The organism is Pararhizobium polonicum, from assembly GCF_001687365.1.
Lineage (GTDB): Bacteria > Pseudomonadota > Alphaproteobacteria > Rhizobiales > Rhizobiaceae > Pararhizobium > Pararhizobium polonicum.
This window is the reverse complement of sequence record NZ_LGLV01000012.1, coordinates 183,643-199,044: the sequence shown is the minus strand read 5'-3', so window position 1 is coordinate 199,044 and position 15,402 is coordinate 183,643. Positions and strand designations below refer to the sequence as shown.

The following is a 15,402-nucleotide window of genomic DNA, read 5'->3' as shown; positions in this document are numbered from 1 at the left end:
GAATGGATATGAGCGCGCAACCGAAAAAGCAGAAAAAACGCATCGAGGAGATCCGCCGGATCGAACTGATCGAGGCGGCGTACCGGATTTTCATCCGGGATGGGCTGAAGGGCCTGACGACCACGCGGATATGCCACGAGGCCGGCATGTCGCAGGGGATCCTCACCTATTATTTCAAGGACAAGGAAGAGGTTCTGTTCGAAATGGTTCGCCATGCGAACCGCATCCTGATGGATGAGGTGGTGATGCGGCTGCGGGCTGCGCGCACCCGCTGGGACAGGATTCTTGCGGTTGTCGACGGCAATTTTCCGGAATCGCGGTTCGAGCGCAACACCGCCAATGCCTGGATCTCCTTTTATGCCGAGGCCGCGCATAACGAGCGCTATGCGCGGCTGCAACGGCTGTTCTACCGGCGGCTCCGTTCCAATCTTGCGGCAGAGCTGGCGCCGGTTCTGGAGCGGGAGGAGATTGCGCCCTTCGTTCTGGGCTTTGCCGCGATGCTCGACGGGATCTGGCTGCGCCGGGGGCATTCCGATGCCGATATCTCGCTGCTGCAGGCCAAGCAGTTGCTTGTGCAATATACGCGGAATAGCTTGGGGGAGACGGCCGTCAAACGGCTGCAAATGCTGCCCTCCGGAGAATGACGCAGAAAATGCATCTGCCGGGCAAAATATAGGTCAGCATTGTTGACTTAATCAACGGAGCGTGATGTGCTCCGGAAAAAGCATAATCTGAGGAAACGTCCATGCTGGATTGGGAAAATATCTTCGCGACACGCTCGTCACGGATGCGTGCTTCCGAAATTCGTGAATTGCTGAAACTGCTCGACCGGCCGGACATCATTTCCTTTGCCGGCGGCATTCCGGACCCGGCGCTGTTTCCCGATGCGGAATTCAAGGCCGCCTATGCGGACATCTTCGGCGGCCCGACGGTGAGTGCCGCCCTGCAATATTCCGTCAGCGAGGGCTACCTGCCGCTGCGCCAATGGCTTGCCGGCCGCATGGCGGCTCTCGGTATCCCGTGCGAGGCGGAAAACATCCTGATCACCTCTGGCTCGCAGCAGGCGCTCGATTATCTCGGCAAGCTGTTCCTGTCGCCGAACGACACGGCGCTGGTGACCTGGCCGACCTATCTGGGCGCGCTGCAGGCGTTCAATGCCTATGAGCCGTCCTACGACCAGCTGTCGCCGTCCGGCAACCGCACGCCGCAGGCTTACCGCGATGCCGCAGCCGAAGCGGGCGGCCGGGTGAAGTTCGCCTATATGTCGGCCGAGTTCGCCAACCCGACCGGCGAAACGCTGGACCTTGCCGCGCGCGAGAAGGTGCTGGATCTTGCCGAGGAACTCGATATCGCCCTCATCGAGGATGCCGCCTATCAGTCGCTGCGTTACGACGGCGAAACCGTGCCGCCGATCCTGGCGCTCGAGATCGCCCGCAAGGGCTCGATCAACGAGACCCGGACGATCTATTGCGGCAGCTTCTCCAAGACGCTGGCGCCCGGCCTTCGCGTCGGTTTCGTGGTTGCGGCCATGCCGATCATCCGCAAACTGGTGCTGATGAAGCAGGCGGCCGATCTGCATTCCTCGACCATCAACCAGATGGCCATCTGCCATGTCGCCGAGCGCGGTTTCGACGCACAGGTCGCCAAGATCAAGGCCGTTTACAGCAAGCGGCGCGATGCCATGCTGGCAGCGCTTTCGAAATACATGCCGGATGGCGTCAGCTGGACGACGCCGGAGGGCGGCATGTTCGTCTGGCTGACCCTGCCGGCCGGCATGGACGGAGCGGACCTTCTGGCCAAGTCGCTGGTATCGGCAAAGGTCGCCTTCGTGCCGGGCAAGGCGTTCTTCGCCGACGGGTCCGGCGCCAATACCTGCCGTGTCAGCTTCTCCTGCGCCGACGAGGCGATGATCGATGAGGGCATTTCCCGCCTCGGCAGACTGATCCGCGAGCAGGCAGCGATGGCTGCCTGACGCCGTTATAGAGCTGGATCGTACTCGGGATGTTGCGCGAGCCCATAGCGGGTGGCCCGCTTCGGGCGGGCTGCTTCCCCTATGTGCCGCGTTCGATGCCCCACAGGCTGTCACGCACCGCATGATCGGAAAGAATGGCATCATTCAGCCGGTCGAGCCCCACTCGACCGGCCAGTGTTGCGTGACCTGACAGAAGCGAAACACCAAGGCCCGCCTTTCCGTCGGGGAGCTTGTAACCGAGCGCCTCCAGCAGCGTCGGATAGGCATCGACCATGGTCGCTGCGGTCGCGTTAAGCTGGGGGGAGAGCCCGTCCTTGAGGATGATGAATGTGTTTCTGCGCTCCCTGCTCTTCAATTGCCGGTAGATCTCGTTGCGCATGGCGAGATGATCGCTCTGAACGACGATAATGGTGTTCTTGAGGAAACCCGCCTTGGCCAATTTGTCGATGAAGGCCTCCGTGAGCTTGTTGGTGCAATAGAAAGCTTGCAGTGTCCTGTTGGGAAGCGCCATGACGTCGGCATCGTCAAGGCAACTGCGTGAGATGTAGCCTGCAGGGCTATGTCCGCCGATGGTGGTCATCGTCAGGCCGAAGGGCTTTTTTCCAGCGGAAAGGGCCGTGATTTCCTTGAAGGCGGCATCGAACAGATCCTCGTCGTCGATTCCCCACGGATTGACCCGCGATCCGAATGCGTTGACTTGCGCCGGATAGTTCGCCCCGATCTGTCCGTATCCTATACCCTTTTGGTAGTTGTGCGCCGCCACGAAGCCATCGGTTCCCGCAAACTCCAGCATCGCGCCCTTCATGAACGTCAGGGCGTACCCATCGCGCGCCAGGATATCGCTGAGGCATACTGCCTTCGGAAGCAGGGCATCGACGTCATCAAAATCGTTGCGGTCGATCGCACCCAATCCGAACAATGGCGTACCGCAATTGCTGGCGACATGACCGGCGAGTGTCCAGTTGGTCATTTCCGATTCAGCGATTCCGGTTGCCGAGAAACCGCGGGCTTCCAGACGTTTCAAAGGGGCAGCTACTTTTCCAAAAAGGCTTTCGTCCCAAAGGGTTCGCTCGGTGCTTTCGAGATAGATATGGATTAAGTTCGGTTGCTGGCCTTGCGGCTTCTCAGCCAATGACGGATCGGCGAAATGATGTGCGAGGTTCAGCTGATCGGAGGCATAGGCGCGCATTACGTGGTTGCCAATACCGAGGGTAAAGGGATTGAGCACGAGAAACGGAATCGTCAAAAGGCCGCCAAGCATCTGCATACGCCGGTGACCGCGCGCGGCCTGCCGCCAGCAGACAAACACCAGGAGGAACGGAAGAATCTCTCGCGCCATCTGAAAAGCCACCGAACCGACGATGCCGTTTGATTCCATTTCATATTGAAAATGAAACAGAATGGGCGCGAGGGAAAAATGGCCGAAAATCCGGATGAAAACGTACCAGATCATCAGCAGCGATAGCGGGATTAGCGGAAGCCACCATCCTTTGGTCGGCTGGCCGTTTGCGAATGTGCGGCCAAACCCCAGAGCGAGCAGGCTTAGGAACAGGGGGGGAAATCCGTAGAGGATCCATTTTGGGTCTTCGTCTGCGACCTTCACGGCGATGTTCAAGGCGGTGATCGCAAAAATCCCAGCCCAGATCATCCAATAGGGGCGCGTTGGCTCTGATCGATCCGATTCCCACAGTCTGAGCATACTTCAACTCTCCGCAATCTGGCGTCGTACCAAGGTTGCGGGAATGTATAGGCTGAGTGCTAACGATAGGTTGAAATTGCCGATGCAGACGGATTCGTATCCGGAAGAGTGGTTAAAAATGTATCGCATCCTCGTGGCGATTTCTTGATCGTAGCTGGACGGGGCAGGTAATATCCAGTCCCGATGAAAGGGCTGCGGCCTCTCGTGCCCTTTTCGTCTTGATCCGCCACGACTATGCTTACTCTCCGAGGCAAGCCATGGCAGCCTCGTAGATGAGATCGGGGAGCACGTCGAAGGCATATCCCATGTGGACGCGCTCCCATTTCTGATGATAGTCGCGCCCCCATGGACCGATATTGACCACCGGATAGGACAAGAGCCCGTCCGGTGCGGCGTCGACGAAGGCCGAGCAGGGCGTGTTGGCCGATAAAAGCTGTGTTTGACCAGTGGCCGGGCGATGTCCGAAGAAGCTCATATCCGAGATGCCGGCGAAGAACTGTTTCGCCTTGATGCTTGTCCCGTGCTGCTGCACGCATTTTTCAGCGGCTGACATCATGGCTTTTTCGAATGATCTGCCCTGATCTCCGGCGCTGTCCAGATGCACGCGTGGATAATGCAGCGTCGAGAATCCGACGATGACCAGAGGGCCTTCAAGGCCTGCCTCGGCCAGCGTAGCCGCAACGATCTGGCGGGTGGTCGACAGCGGGTCTTCGCCGGCAGACAGGGACCGGTCGAGCGCCTTCAGCCGATCGGCAGCCGCTTGCCCGCCATGAGAAATGGCCAGATCGTGCAGTTCGGCATAGGAGAGCACCTGTCCTTCGTGCGTCTGAGCATGGCCGGAGCGTTGCCGCGCAAAGAAGGCTTCGGCATTCCGTGTCTGCGCATCGAGTGCCGTTCGCATTGCGGTCGCGGCGATCGCGCGAAACTCGGTGAGAACATCTTCCGGCGTGCGGCGGTGTGTCAGCCAGTTGAACGACAGCCAGACATGGGCCGGTGTCGTCACCTCGTAGCCGTGGCGGACATCCTTGGCCTCGAGGCAGACCGGTGCCGGCGAGAGCTCGCCGTGGGCTTCGTCGCAGAGCGCACTGTTCGTCTCCATGGCGCGCATGATCTCGGCGCCGATCAGATGGGCGCTGACGCCGTTAAAGGCATAGCCCGCATGGGTGGGCCGGCCGGCGACGAAGGCGAAGGGCGAGAACTTGCCGACAGAGCCGAGATAGACGGCACGGCCTTCCTCGCCGTCGCCATCATCGCCGCTGGCATCGAGATTGATGCCGCCGATAATGTCGAGGTCGAACTTTTCGGCGATGGCGGGCAGGGCGTCGCGTAGGGCACGCATGCCGCGCGAGCGGTTTTCCTCATCCGGCGTGGCGACGAACAGGAGGTTGCCGGGCGGCTCGTCGAGTTCTGCAAAACGCTCCAGCGCCACGATACCGGCGGCAAGGCCGCTCTTCATGTCGAGCAGGCCCCGGCCTGCCAGAAAATCGCCGCTGACGAGATCGGCCAGCGCCTTGTCCTCTGACGGATTGCGGATTTTCGCTGACAGCTCCGTTATCAGTGCCTCTGTCAGCGTCTCCGGCTCGCAGGCAAGGGAGACCAGTGAACCGTAGTTGGCGATCGAGACGGTATCGAAATGTCCGGCCAGCACCAGGCATCGCCGGCCCTTGCCGCGCACCAGTGCCAGCACGTTTTGCCGTGCCGGATCGCCGTGGGTGTCCCGCGCCAGCAGGTTTTCGGGGTGCCGGCGGAAATATGGCGTGGCGGCGAGCCATTCCATCAGGCGCCCGGAAAAGGCGGCTTCGCCGTCGCTCTCCGTGACGCTCGGCCAGCGGGTCATTTCGACGGAAAGCGCGCCTGCGCGCGACAGGTTCTTGCGAATGATTGAGCGGTCGGCAGACGGCATGGACGCGATCCTGTGGAGATTCGAGGGGCCCTTTATCGTCAGGCCGGTAAACTCTATCGGGGTGGCCGGTAAAGCGAAATGGCAATATTCTTGTATTTATTCGTTAAGATGACTAGATTGCTGACTAGTCATCTATGGGGTGAAACGATGCGCGAATGGCCGGTTCAAGATGCGAAAGCGCATTTCAGCGAATTTCTGGAGACATGCCTGACAGAAGGGCCGCAGGTTGTGTCGCGGCGTGGCGAGGCCAAAGCGGTGCTCGTTCGGCTGCAGGACTGGAATGATCTCAACAAGCGGGCAAAACCGGGTGTGAAAGACGTCCTTCTGGCCGCCGAGCCACGATTCGAACTGGACATTCCGACGCGCGGCGATTGGGCGTGGCGTCCGGTTTCGGTTGAGGACTAGCTGTGTATCTTCTCGATACCAATGTCGTATCCGAACTTCGAAAGCCAAAACCGCACGGCGGCGTCGTGGCCTGGGTTCGCGCCACGGACGAACGGATGCTTGCGGTATCCGCGATCACCGTCGGCGAAATTCAGCGGGGCATTGAAGCCGCCCGCGAACAGGACAGCCAGCGGGCGGACGTGATCGAAGCATGGCTCGGCCAGATGATGCAGAGCATGAGCGTGTTGCCGATGGACGGGCAATGCATGATCGTATGGGCAAAGCTCATGCATCGGCAATCGCCGCATCTGATTGCCGATGCGATGATCGCGGCCACGGCCATCGTTCACGGCCTGACGGTCGTCACCCGCAATGTCAGGGATTTCGAGCACTTTCCCGTGCGGTTGCTCAATCCTTTCGAGGCGTCATAGGCGTCCGTTTTATGTATGCGGCCCTAGCAGCGACAGATCCGCTTCTCCCAGCCGGTCCTTGGCGGTGCGGACCTGATGCCAGTAGGGATAGAGGATCGGCGGAGCGCTGACGTCGTCGAGGCGCTGGCGTTCCTCGGTGGTCAGGACCAGTTCGGCGCTGGCAAGGTTGTCCTTGAACTGCGCCTTGGTGCGGCCACCGATGATGACGGAGGTGACGGCCTTGCGGCCGATCAGCCAGGCGAGCGCCACCTGCGCGCCAGAGACATTGCGGCTTTCGGCGATATCGACGAGGGTGTCGACGATATCCCACAGGCGGTCCTCGTCGCGGATCGGCGGTTCGTCCCAGCCGGCCAGCTGGCGCGAGCCTTCGGCCGTCTTGTCGCGGCGGTGCTTGCCAGAGAGAAGGCCGCCGGCCAGCGGGCTCCAGACCAGCACGCCAAGCCCCTGGTCGATCGACACGGGCAGCAGCTCATATTCGGCGTCGCGCGATTCGAGCGAGTAGTGAATCTGCTGGCTGACGAAGCGCTGGCGATGCTCGCTCGTGCTGACGCCGAGCGCCTTCATGATGTGCCAACCGGAGAAGTTGGAGCAGCCGATATAGCGCACCTTGCCCTGACGCACGAGCATGTCCAGCGCTTCCATCGTTTCTTCCAGCGGTGTGAGGCCATCCCATTCGTGCAGCTGGTAGAGATCGATGACGTCGGTCTTCAGCCGCTTCAGGCTTGCCTCGCAGGCGCGGATCAGGTGATGGCGCGAGGAGCCGGCATCGTTCGGGCCGTCGCCCATCGGAAAGCGGGCCTTGGTGGCGAGCAGCACGTCGTTCCTGCGCTTGCCGCCGATGATCTCACCGATAATTTCCTCGGAGACGCCGTTGGAATAGACATCCGCCGTGTCGATCAGGTTGACGCCGGCATCGAGAGACATATCGACAAGTTTCTTGGCCTCTGCCACGCCGAGATCGCCGACGGTCTTTGCCCAGCCCTTGCCGCCAAAGGTCATGGTGCCCACGGTCAGTGTCGAAACCTTGAGGCCGGAGCGGCCGAGAAGACGATATTCCATGATGATTTTCCGATGAGGTTGGAATTGCGGAGCTTGGGTTAAGCTAGTCCCATGCGGCAAAAAAGAAAGAGGGAGGGACGGAAACCCCGCCCTCATTTTTCCGTCCCAGATCAGTCCTTGGCAAGCACGATGATGCGGTCCGCTGCGCTGTAGAGCAGTTTTTCAGACTTCGGTGGATTGACGGTGACGCCGCCGAGCCGGCGCGGATCCGGATCGTCGGCCCTTTGGCGGCGGTAGCCGATGGCGACCTCGCCGCGGCGCAGGGCGGCAAGACAGATCGTGTAGAAGGTCACCGGTTCGCCGATGGCGACATAGTCGCTGACAGGCCGCATGTAGATTTCCGAGCCGTCCTCGTCGAGAAGTTCGTCGAAGATCGCCGCCATGCGTTCGTTTTCGGAGGCCTGCGCCAGCATCAGGCTGACCAGCTTGTTGCTGACGACGAAATCGTCGGCGCGGGTGACTTCCGCCAGCTCCCGGTTGCGCACATCGGTCATCTCGCTGACGACGCTGATGTGGCGGCCCGCCTGTTCGGCGATCTTGCGCAGTTGCAGCAGCGTCACCAGCGTGCGGGTGTCGGCCGGCTGCGGCGCCATGTGGTCGCTGTAGCCGAGAACGAGCACGTGGTCGTAGCCGGGGATGTCGAGCGCATCGAGTTCGGCACGGTTGCTGGTGTCGATGATGCGGTAGTCGACGGCCATATTGCCGTTGGCCACCTTGAGCGCATTGATTTCGTCCTCGAGCTGCGGCGTGTTGGCGGCGATCGTCAGCAGCGAACCGGGGGCGACATAGCGCGACAGTTCGAAGGTGATGATCGGGCCGCGGCGGTTCCAGCCGAGAAGCAGCGTCCGTTCCGGCCCCTGTTCGCGCACGCCGACGGGAAGGATGGCATCCTTCTCGATATGGATTTCGTGGCTTCCGGATTGGATGGCGGTATCGTCCTCGGCAATGATGACGGCGCGCTCGCCCGGCTTGAAGATGCGGCTTGGCGCCGGGTTGAGGTGCACCTTGCCCTCTTGGTCGCAAAGCCCGATCAGCGATGAGGTCTCATAGGCCATGACGGCAGCGGCAAAGCTCTTGCCGGTGATGTCGGGCTGCTCCAGCGTATAGATCTCGCAGCCGTCGAAATCGAGAAGTTCGGAATAGACGGCGCTGAGGCCCGACTGGCGGCTGGAATGCACGACGATGCGGGAAATCAGGTCGTCGGCGAGAATGAGCTGCAGCTCGCTGCCACCGACGATACGGGCGACATCGGCGTTCCGGCTGTCGCGGATTTCGGCGGCGATCTGATAGGGCTTGGCGCGGCGGTTGGGGGCATTCACCAGCGCCAGCACGCTTTTGATCACCTGGGAGTCCGGATCGTCGCCTTCCGGCGACAGCACGATAACGGAGCGCGACGTCTGCGGATTGACGATATTGAGATCGTAGAGGTCGGTCGGGTCGCCGCTGCGGCAGACGATCCTTGTGTTCTTGAGGTCGGCCACCTTGGTGGCGATCTCGTCTTCCATCTCCACCTTGTCCTTGTTGGCCATGATGACGATGCGCGGCTTCCTGCGGCTGGTATTGGCGATGACCAGCTCGGAAATGACGTCGAAGATCGAGGGAGACCAGTTGAGGATGATCGTATGGTCGTTTTCCAGTACCTGGGAACGGCCCTTGCGCAGCTCGCCGAGTTTGTTTTCAAGGCCGGAGCTGAGCACGCCGATCAGGGCCGAGAAGACGAAGATGCCGGCGATGGTGACGAACAGCGACACGCCGCGAAAGCTCCAGCCGACGTCTCCGCCCATGGTGCCGGCGTCCATGGTCCGCATCAGCGATTCCCAGGCCCCTTCGATGAAGCTGACCGGCTGACCGCCGTCCGGGGCAATTTGTGTGAGCGCGAGAAAGGCGCCGGCAACGATGATGACGATCAGTGAAATGACCGCCAGCCAGCCGATCAGCGCGATCGAGCCTGCGGCCATGCTCTTGTCGAACGCATAGCGCAGCCGTGCGCCCCATGCCGTACCCTTGCTCATCGATCTTCCCCCGGGGGGCCGCGTATTGCGCCCCGCTTTTCGAATCGCAGATATTCCTAATATAATCAACAAGTTTAGGTGCATGGACGCCAATCCACCCAGATATGTTCCATCCGGAAGCCGGCTATCGATCCGGTGGGCGTTGCGGGCGGTCTGCCGTTGCCGCCCTGCCATGCGGGTGTGCTGTTTGGCCCGTGTCACATGCCTGTCAAATGCCGCCACTATCCATCGGTCCAGCCGTTCAAGAAGGATCACCTCCGATGAAAATATTGCTTGGCGCGTTTGCCGCGCTTGTTGCCGCCAGCCTGATCGCCGTTCCGGCGCAGGCCGAAAATCTGGTGCTCTACACCAGCCAGCCGAACGAGGACGCGCAGGCGACCGTCGATGCCTTCAAGGCCGCCAATCCGGGTATTGACGTCGAATGGGTGCGCGACGGCACCACCAAGATCATGGCCAAGCTGATGGCGGAGATCGAGGCCGGCAACCCGGTGGCCGACGTGCTTCTGATCGCCGATACGGTGACGCTGCAGCGCATGAAGGAAGCCGGCCAGCTTCTAAACTACAAATCGCCGGAAGCCGCCAATTATGACGCCGCGCTTTATGATGCCGATGGCGCCTATTATTCGACCAAGATGATTACCACGGGGATCATCTACAACACCGCCGCTTCGATGAAGCCGGCCGGCTGGAAGGATCTGGGCAAGCCGGAAGCCAAGGGTCTGACGACGATGCCGAGCCCGATGACATCCGGTGCCGCGCTGATCCATGCGCAGACGCTGGCCGGCATCGACGGCTTCGGCTGGGACTATTACAAGTCGCTTGCCGAAAACGGCGCGACGGCTGCCGGCGGCAATGGCGGTGTTCTGAAGGCTGTCGCCACCGGCGAGAAGGCCTATGGCATGGTCGTCGATTTCATGGCGATCCGCGAGAAGGCCAAGGGCGCACCGGTCGAGTTCGTCTTCCCGGCCGAAGGCGTCAGCGCGGTGACTGAGCCTGTTGCCATCCTGAAGACCGCGAAGAACGTCGATGCGGCGAAGAAATTCGTGGATTTCCTGCTGTCCGAGCAGGGCCAGCAGGTTTCCGTCAAGCTGGGCTATATCCCGGCGCGCAACGGCGTTGCCCTTCCGGAGGGTTTTCCGGCGCGCGACAGCATCAAGGTTCTGCCGATCGATGCGGCTGCGGCCGTCAAGACCTCCGACGCTGACCTGAAGACCTTCTCCGGCATCTTCGGCAGCAACTGATCGGTTCTGATGCCCAGATTTTCCGCCCGGGGAAACAGCCAGCCCGTCTGGCTGCTTCCTCTCGTCATCGCCACCGTCTGCCTTCTGAGCGGGCTGCCGCTTGCACGGTTGCTCTTCGCAGGCTTGCGTTTTTCGCTGGAGGGCAGGGCGACCGGCCTGTTTGCCGAGCCCGCGACCTGGGCTGCCATCCGCAACACGCTGACGACATCCGTTGGCGGCATGGTGATTTCGGTCCTGCTGGGCGCCACCTTCGCCTTTATCGTGACGCTGACGGACCTTCGTGCAAAGGGCTTATTCAGCTTCGCCTTCGTCCTGCCGATGATGATCCCGCCGCAGGTGACCGCCCTTGCCTGGGTGCAGATGTCGGGGCCTGCCAGCCCATTGCTGAAGACACTGGGGATCGCGCCACCGCTCGGCAGCCCGCAGCCGCTCTATTCGCTGGGCGGGATCGCGCTGCTGCTTGGCGTCCAGCATGCGCCGCTGGTATTTTTGGCGTTGAAGGCGGGACTTGCTCCCCTGCCGCGCGATGGGGTGGAGGCGGCGCGGCTGGCCGGAGCGTCTCCCTTGCGCGTGTTTGGCGATATCATCCTGCCGCTTGCGGTGCCTGGATTGATCGCAGGCGCTGCGATCGCCTTCGTCTCCGGCGTCGGCAATTTCGGCATTCCGGCTATCCTTGGCATCCCCGCGTCGATCTACGTCCTGCCGACGCTGATCTACAGCCGTCTTTCGAGTTTTGGTGCCGGTACCTTCGCCGAGATGTCGCAGCTTTCCATGGTGATCGCCGTGATCGCCGGCTTGGGTCTTGCCGTCCAGCAACGGGCGCTGAGAGGCCGGGATTACCGCATCATCGGCCTGTCGGGCCAAAACGCGGCTTTCTCGCTCGGACCGTTCCGCCTGATCGCCGAGGCCGGATTCTGCCTCGTGCTTTTCTTCGTGTTGGTGGCGCCGCTGGCAGCGCTGGTTGCCAGTTCGCTGGTGCCCGCCTATGGCGTGCCGCTCAACCTCACAACCATGTCGCTCGATGCCTACCGCGAAATCCTGTTGCGCCAGTCCGTCACGCTGACGGCGTTTGCCAATTCGCTTTTCCTGGCCGGGACGACGGCGTGCGGGCTGCTGCTGTTCACCGTTTTGACCGCCTATCTGCTCGCCCGCCGTCCGGGAAAGCTGGCCACCATCCTCACCGGTCTGATCGAAATTCCCTATGCGCTACCGGGTATCGTGCTGGCCGTCGCCTTCATCCTCCTGTTCGCAGCGCCGTTGCCGATTGTGAACGTCTCGATCTACGGAACGATCTGGATCATCCTGATCGCTTATTTCTCCAGCTTCTTTGCCGTCAGCCTGAAGCCGGTCGCCAGCGCCCTCCTGCAGCTCGATCCATCGCTGGAAGAGGCCGCCCGGCTTTCCGGCGCCGGCTTTGGCCGCCGCATGCGCGATATCCTTGTGCCGCTCATCGCACCGGCTGCGGGCGCGTCCGTCATCCTGGTTTTCCTGATCGCCTGCAGCGAATTGACCGTTTCGGCGCTGCTCTGGTCGGCAGGCACGCAGACGCTCGGGGTGGCGATCTTCAATCTCGACGACAGCGGCAGTTCCGATCTTGCTTCGGCGCTGTCCGTCCTCGTCGTCGTCATGGTGGTCCTGTTGATGCTGATGCTGGAAATGCTGGCGAAACACCTTCCGAAAGGCGTGCTGCCATGGCGCAACTGATCCTCAATCATCTGAGCAAGGATTTCGGAACCGGCCGGGCCGCCGTCTCGGATGTGTCGCTGACGGTGCGCGAGGGTGGGTTTCTGGCGCTGTTGGGGCCATCCGGCTGCGGCAAGACGACGGTGCTGCGCATGGTCGCCGGCTTCGAGCAACCGACCGACGGTTCGATTATCCTTGGCGAGCGGACGCTTGCGGATGGCAGTGGCGCGCTGCCGCCGGAAAAGCGCAACATGGCGATGGTGTTCCAGTCCTATGCGCTCTGGCCGCACATGACCGTTGCGCAGAACGTCGGCTATCCGCTGAAAGTGCGCGGTGTCACCGGTGCGGCATGGGAGACCCGTGTTCGGGATGCGCTCTCGGTGGTCCGTCTGGAGGAGTTTGCCGCCCGCCGCCCGGCCGATCTCTCCGGCGGTCAGAGGCAGCGCGTGGCGCTTGCCCGCTGCCTGGTGACATCGCCCGACGTGGTGCTTCTGGACGAGCCGCTCGCCAATCTCGACCGCCACCTGAAGGCGGCGATGGAGGAGACCTTTCGCGAATTCCATGCCCGCTCCGGCGCGACGATGATCTATGTGACGCATGATCAGGGTGAGGCGATGGCGCTGGCAACCGATATTGCCGTGATGTCCGAGGGCCGCCTGATCCAGGTCGCATCGCCGCAGGAGATTTACGCACGGCCGGAAGGCAGGATCGTCGGCGGGCTGGTCGGGCAGGGGGGCATTCTCGATCTGGCACTGCCGGATCAAGGTCCTCGCCTGGTGCCCTGGCCTGCGATCGAGGCGGCTTTCCGGCAGACCGCAGGGCCCAGCCGTCCCGTGCTGGTCCGTCCGGAGCATGTCGTCGCCGATCCGCAAGGGATCATGCTTGAGGTGCGTTCCTGCGTCTTCGAGGGCGAGCGGTTTGCCCTGTCGTTGCGCACGGCGGGCGGGCAGAGCCTCAAAGCCTACTCCGCCACGGCGACGGCCACCGGCAGTTTGCAACCGTTCGTGATCCGTCAGGGATGGCTGGTCTGAGACATCGGACGCCATCTTCAATATCCGCCGCAACATGGTCCATGGAGAAAGACGTTCGACATTTGCCGGTGATTGGCTAAAGTCGGCGCGATCGCATTCGGAATTCGCTGATGTCCCTACGTCTCGCCACCTTCAATATCGAAAATCTGATGAGCCGGTTCGATTTTTCCGGTTTTCGCAACCACCTCAAGCAGGACCGCGTGCTCAGGCTGTTCGACGTGCGCAGCGAGGCGGAATATCAGCGGCTGGAGGAAGCCCGCACCATCGCCAATACCGATGACACGCGCCAGATGTCGGCGCTGGCGATCGCCGATTGCGATGCCGATATCCTCTGCCTGCAGGAGGCCGACAATATGGCGGGGCTGCAGGCCTTCGAATACGGCTATCTCTTTCGCATGGTCGGCAATGGTTACCGGCAGAAATACCTGATCGAGGGCAATGACAGCCGCGGCATCGATGTCGCGGTTCTGGTGCGCGAGCAAACCCGCGACGGGCAGGCGATCGAATGCGTCGATGTCAAATCCCATGCGGGTGTCACCTATGCCGATTTCGGCCTGTTCAACGACGCACTGGCTGCGACCAACGTACCGACGGACCGCATCTTCAAGCGCGACTGCCTGGAGCTCGATTTTCGCATCGGCGGGCGGCCCTTCACGCTGTTCGTCGTGCATTTCAAATCGATGGGACCGGCGCGCGAGGGGCTGGATGGGCGCATGGCGACGATGCCGGTCAGGAGCGCGGAAGTGGCTGCCGTGCGGCGCATCGTCGAGAACCGGTTCGGCGCCGGCAATACGAACGGCAAGATGTTCGCCATTTGCGGCGACATGAACGACTATCAGGAGCGGGTCGATGTGCTCGGCGACCGGCGCAACGGCTACAGCTTCGTGCCGCGCCAGGAGGCGGCAAGCGCGCTGGATCTGTTCAGTCACGACGGCTTTGCCGAAAACGTCATGCGCCGCCGGCCGGAACTCGACCGTTGGACGCTGTTTCACAGCCGCGGCCCGGAAGAGCGGCATCTCTGCCAGCTCGATTATATCTGGTTGTCGCCGGAGCTTGCGCAGCGCAATCCGGCCAGCGTTCCGGAAATCATCCGCAACGGCCAGCCTTACCGCACGATCTTCCCGAAGGGGCAGGAGGTCGAGCGCTATCCGAGGACCGGCTGGGACCGGCCGAAGGCCTCCGATCATTGCCCCGTCGTCATGTCCCTCAACGTGTGATCCGATGCTGACCAGCAATATCTCCGAATGGCCCGCCGAGCGGGCGATCTTTCCCGTCCTGCACGTCGATCTGCGCGTGGTGGATGCACTCCACCCTTACGCTCTCGCGGAGCGGGCACGAATCGCGGCAAACTGGGACGAGGAGTTTGCCGCCAACCCCGCATTGTACGACAACCCGATGTTGTTGCCGCGCGCTGTGACGATAAGCGATGGGGTGATTTCGGGGGAGACGCATGTCGTCCCGTATTCGGCATTTCTCCTGTGGCGCAAGACGAGGCCGGTCACATCCGCCATCCATCTGTTCAGCCTGCCGGTCATCGTTTCATCGGACGGTGCCGTGGTCGCCATCAGGATGGGCGGGCATACCTCCAATCCGGGCCGCGTCTATTGCGCTGCCGGTTCGCTGGATCCGGGCGATATCCGCGACGGGGTCTGCGATCTCGACGGCAACATGGCGCGCGAGGTGATGGAGGAGACCGGACTGGCGCTGGCGGATGCAAGGAGCGTATCGGGGTTTCACGCGCTGCACGACAGGGGCGTCATCACGGTTTTTCGTGTCTACCATTTTGCCGAAACGGCAGAACAGCTGATCGAACGCATCGCGGCGCATATCGCCGTCGATCCCGAGCCGGAAATCGATGAGGCGCTGGCCATTCGCAATGCCGATCCGGGGCAGCATCCCTATCTACCGTTCATGCCGCTGATTCTGGAATGGGTTTTTGCGCACATGCGGTGACGCTTTTGCGCTTGCCGCCGATTATCTGCCGTGC

General features: G+C 61.8%; 13 protein-coding genes. 9 read left to right on the top strand and 4 right to left on the bottom strand.

Annotated features, from left to right (window positions below):
• Nucleotides 1-8: 8 nt before the first annotated feature.
• Entirely contained in the window at nt 9-644 is a 636-nt protein-coding gene (betI, locus tag ADU59_RS19715) for a transcriptional regulator BetI (protein ID WP_068955855.1), read from the top strand.
• Nucleotides 645-745: 101 nt separating this feature from the next.
• Nucleotides 746-1,972, top strand: a complete 1,227-nt coding sequence (locus tag ADU59_RS19710; RefSeq protein WP_068955854.1) for an aminotransferase-like domain-containing protein — start codon at nt 746-748, stop codon at nt 1,970-1,972.
• 79 nt (nt 1,973-2,051) lie between these two features.
• Here ADU59_RS19710 and ADU59_RS19705 read toward each other — a convergent pair whose 3' ends face one another.
• Entirely contained in the window at nt 2,052-3,671 is a 1,620-nt protein-coding gene (locus ADU59_RS19705) for a sulfatase-like hydrolase/transferase (RefSeq protein ID WP_083198344.1), read from the bottom strand.
• Between the two features lie 238 nt (nt 3,672-3,909).
• Nucleotides 3,910-5,574 (bottom strand): M20/M25/M40 family metallo-hydrolase, encoded by a 1,665-nt coding sequence (locus ADU59_RS19700; RefSeq protein WP_068955852.1) that lies wholly within the window; start codon nt 5,572-5,574, stop codon nt 3,910-3,912.
• A gap of 147 nt (nt 5,575-5,721) precedes the next feature.
• Here ADU59_RS19700 and ADU59_RS19695 point away from each other — a divergent pair, with 147 nt between their 5' ends.
• Both ADU59_RS19695 and ADU59_RS19690 read left to right on the top strand, forming a co-directional pair.
• Complete coding sequence (locus tag ADU59_RS19695; protein WP_068955851.1) at nt 5,722-5,979, top strand: type II toxin-antitoxin system Phd/YefM family antitoxin; 258 nt, start codon at nt 5,722-5,724, stop codon at nt 5,977-5,979.
• Nucleotides 5,980-5,981: 2 nt separating this feature from the next.
• A complete protein-coding gene (locus tag ADU59_RS19690) occupies nt 5,982-6,389 on the top strand; it encodes a type II toxin-antitoxin system VapC family toxin (RefSeq protein WP_068955850.1) in 408 nt (135 codons plus the stop codon).
• Between the two features lie 9 nt (nt 6,390-6,398).
• Here ADU59_RS19690 and ADU59_RS19685 read toward each other — a convergent pair whose 3' ends face one another.
• Nucleotides 6,399-7,448 carry an aldo/keto reductase gene (locus tag ADU59_RS19685; protein WP_068955849.1) on the bottom strand — a complete coding sequence of 350 codons (1,050 nt, stop codon included), beginning with the start codon at nt 7,446-7,448 and terminating at the stop codon, nt 6,399-6,401.
• A 110-nt stretch (nt 7,449-7,558) separates the two neighbouring features.
• Nucleotides 7,559-9,460, bottom strand: a complete 1,902-nt coding sequence (locus ADU59_RS19680; RefSeq protein ID WP_068955848.1) for a CASTOR/POLLUX-related putative ion channel — start codon at nt 9,458-9,460, stop codon at nt 7,559-7,561.
• A gap of 260 nt (nt 9,461-9,720) precedes the next feature.
• Between ADU59_RS19680 and ADU59_RS19675 the strand changes: the two genes are divergently transcribed.
• The 5 genes from ADU59_RS19675 (at nt 9,721) to ADU59_RS19655 (ending at nt 15,368) form a co-directional block, all read left to right on the top strand.
• Nucleotides 9,721-10,701: an ABC transporter substrate-binding protein gene (locus tag ADU59_RS19675; RefSeq protein WP_068955847.1), complete on the top strand. Its 981-nt coding sequence runs from the start codon at nt 9,721-9,723 to the stop codon at nt 10,699-10,701.
• Nucleotides 10,702-10,710: 9 nt separating this feature from the next.
• On the top strand, nt 10,711-12,405 hold the full coding sequence (locus tag ADU59_RS19670; RefSeq protein WP_068955846.1) for an ABC transporter permease: 1,695 nt from the start codon (nt 10,711-10,713) through the stop codon (nt 12,403-12,405).
• A complete protein-coding gene (locus ADU59_RS19665; protein ID WP_068955845.1) occupies nt 12,393-13,415 on the top strand; it encodes an ABC transporter ATP-binding protein in 1,023 nt (340 codons plus the stop codon). The genes ADU59_RS19670 and ADU59_RS19665 overlap by 13 nt, the downstream gene beginning before the upstream one ends.
• Nucleotides 13,416-13,525: 110 nt before the next feature.
• Entirely contained in the window at nt 13,526-14,632 is a 1,107-nt protein-coding gene (locus tag ADU59_RS19660) for an endonuclease/exonuclease/phosphatase family protein (RefSeq protein ID WP_068955844.1), read from the top strand.
• Between the two features lie 4 nt (nt 14,633-14,636).
• Complete coding sequence (locus ADU59_RS19655; RefSeq protein ID WP_068955843.1) at nt 14,637-15,368, top strand: NUDIX hydrolase; 732 nt, start codon at nt 14,637-14,639, stop codon at nt 15,366-15,368.
• Nucleotides 15,369-15,402 lie beyond the last annotated feature (34 nt).

Coding starts and splice junctions, on each gene's coding strand:
- ADU59_RS19665 (WP_068955845.1), top strand. CDS start 12,393: ATGGCGCAACTGATCCTCAATCATCTGAGCAAGGATTTCGGAACCGGC.
- ADU59_RS19695 (WP_068955851.1), top strand. CDS start 5,722: ATGCGCGAATGGCCGGTTCAAGATGCGAAAGCGCATTTCAGCGAATTT.
- ADU59_RS19705 (WP_083198344.1), bottom strand. CDS start 3,671: ATGCTCAGACTGTGGGAATCGGATCGATCAGAGCCAACGCGCCCCTAT.
- ADU59_RS19660 (WP_068955844.1), top strand. CDS start 13,526: ATGTCCCTACGTCTCGCCACCTTCAATATCGAAAATCTGATGAGCCGG.
- ADU59_RS19680 (WP_068955848.1), bottom strand. CDS start 9,460: ATGAGCAAGGGTACGGCATGGGGCGCACGGCTGCGCTATGCGTTCGAC.
- betI (WP_068955855.1), top strand. CDS start 9: ATGAGCGCGCAACCGAAAAAGCAGAAAAAACGCATCGAGGAGATCCGC.
- ADU59_RS19670 (WP_068955846.1), top strand. CDS start 10,711: ATGCCCAGATTTTCCGCCCGGGGAAACAGCCAGCCCGTCTGGCTGCTT.
- ADU59_RS19655 (WP_068955843.1), top strand. CDS start 14,637: ATGCTGACCAGCAATATCTCCGAATGGCCCGCCGAGCGGGCGATCTTT.
- ADU59_RS19685 (WP_068955849.1), bottom strand. CDS start 7,448: ATGGAATATCGTCTTCTCGGCCGCTCCGGCCTCAAGGTTTCGACACTG.
- ADU59_RS19710 (WP_068955854.1), top strand. CDS start 746: ATGCTGGATTGGGAAAATATCTTCGCGACACGCTCGTCACGGATGCGT.
- ADU59_RS19675 (WP_068955847.1), top strand. CDS start 9,721: ATGAAAATATTGCTTGGCGCGTTTGCCGCGCTTGTTGCCGCCAGCCTG.
- ADU59_RS19700 (WP_068955852.1), bottom strand. CDS start 5,574: ATGCCGTCTGCCGACCGCTCAATCATTCGCAAGAACCTGTCGCGCGCA.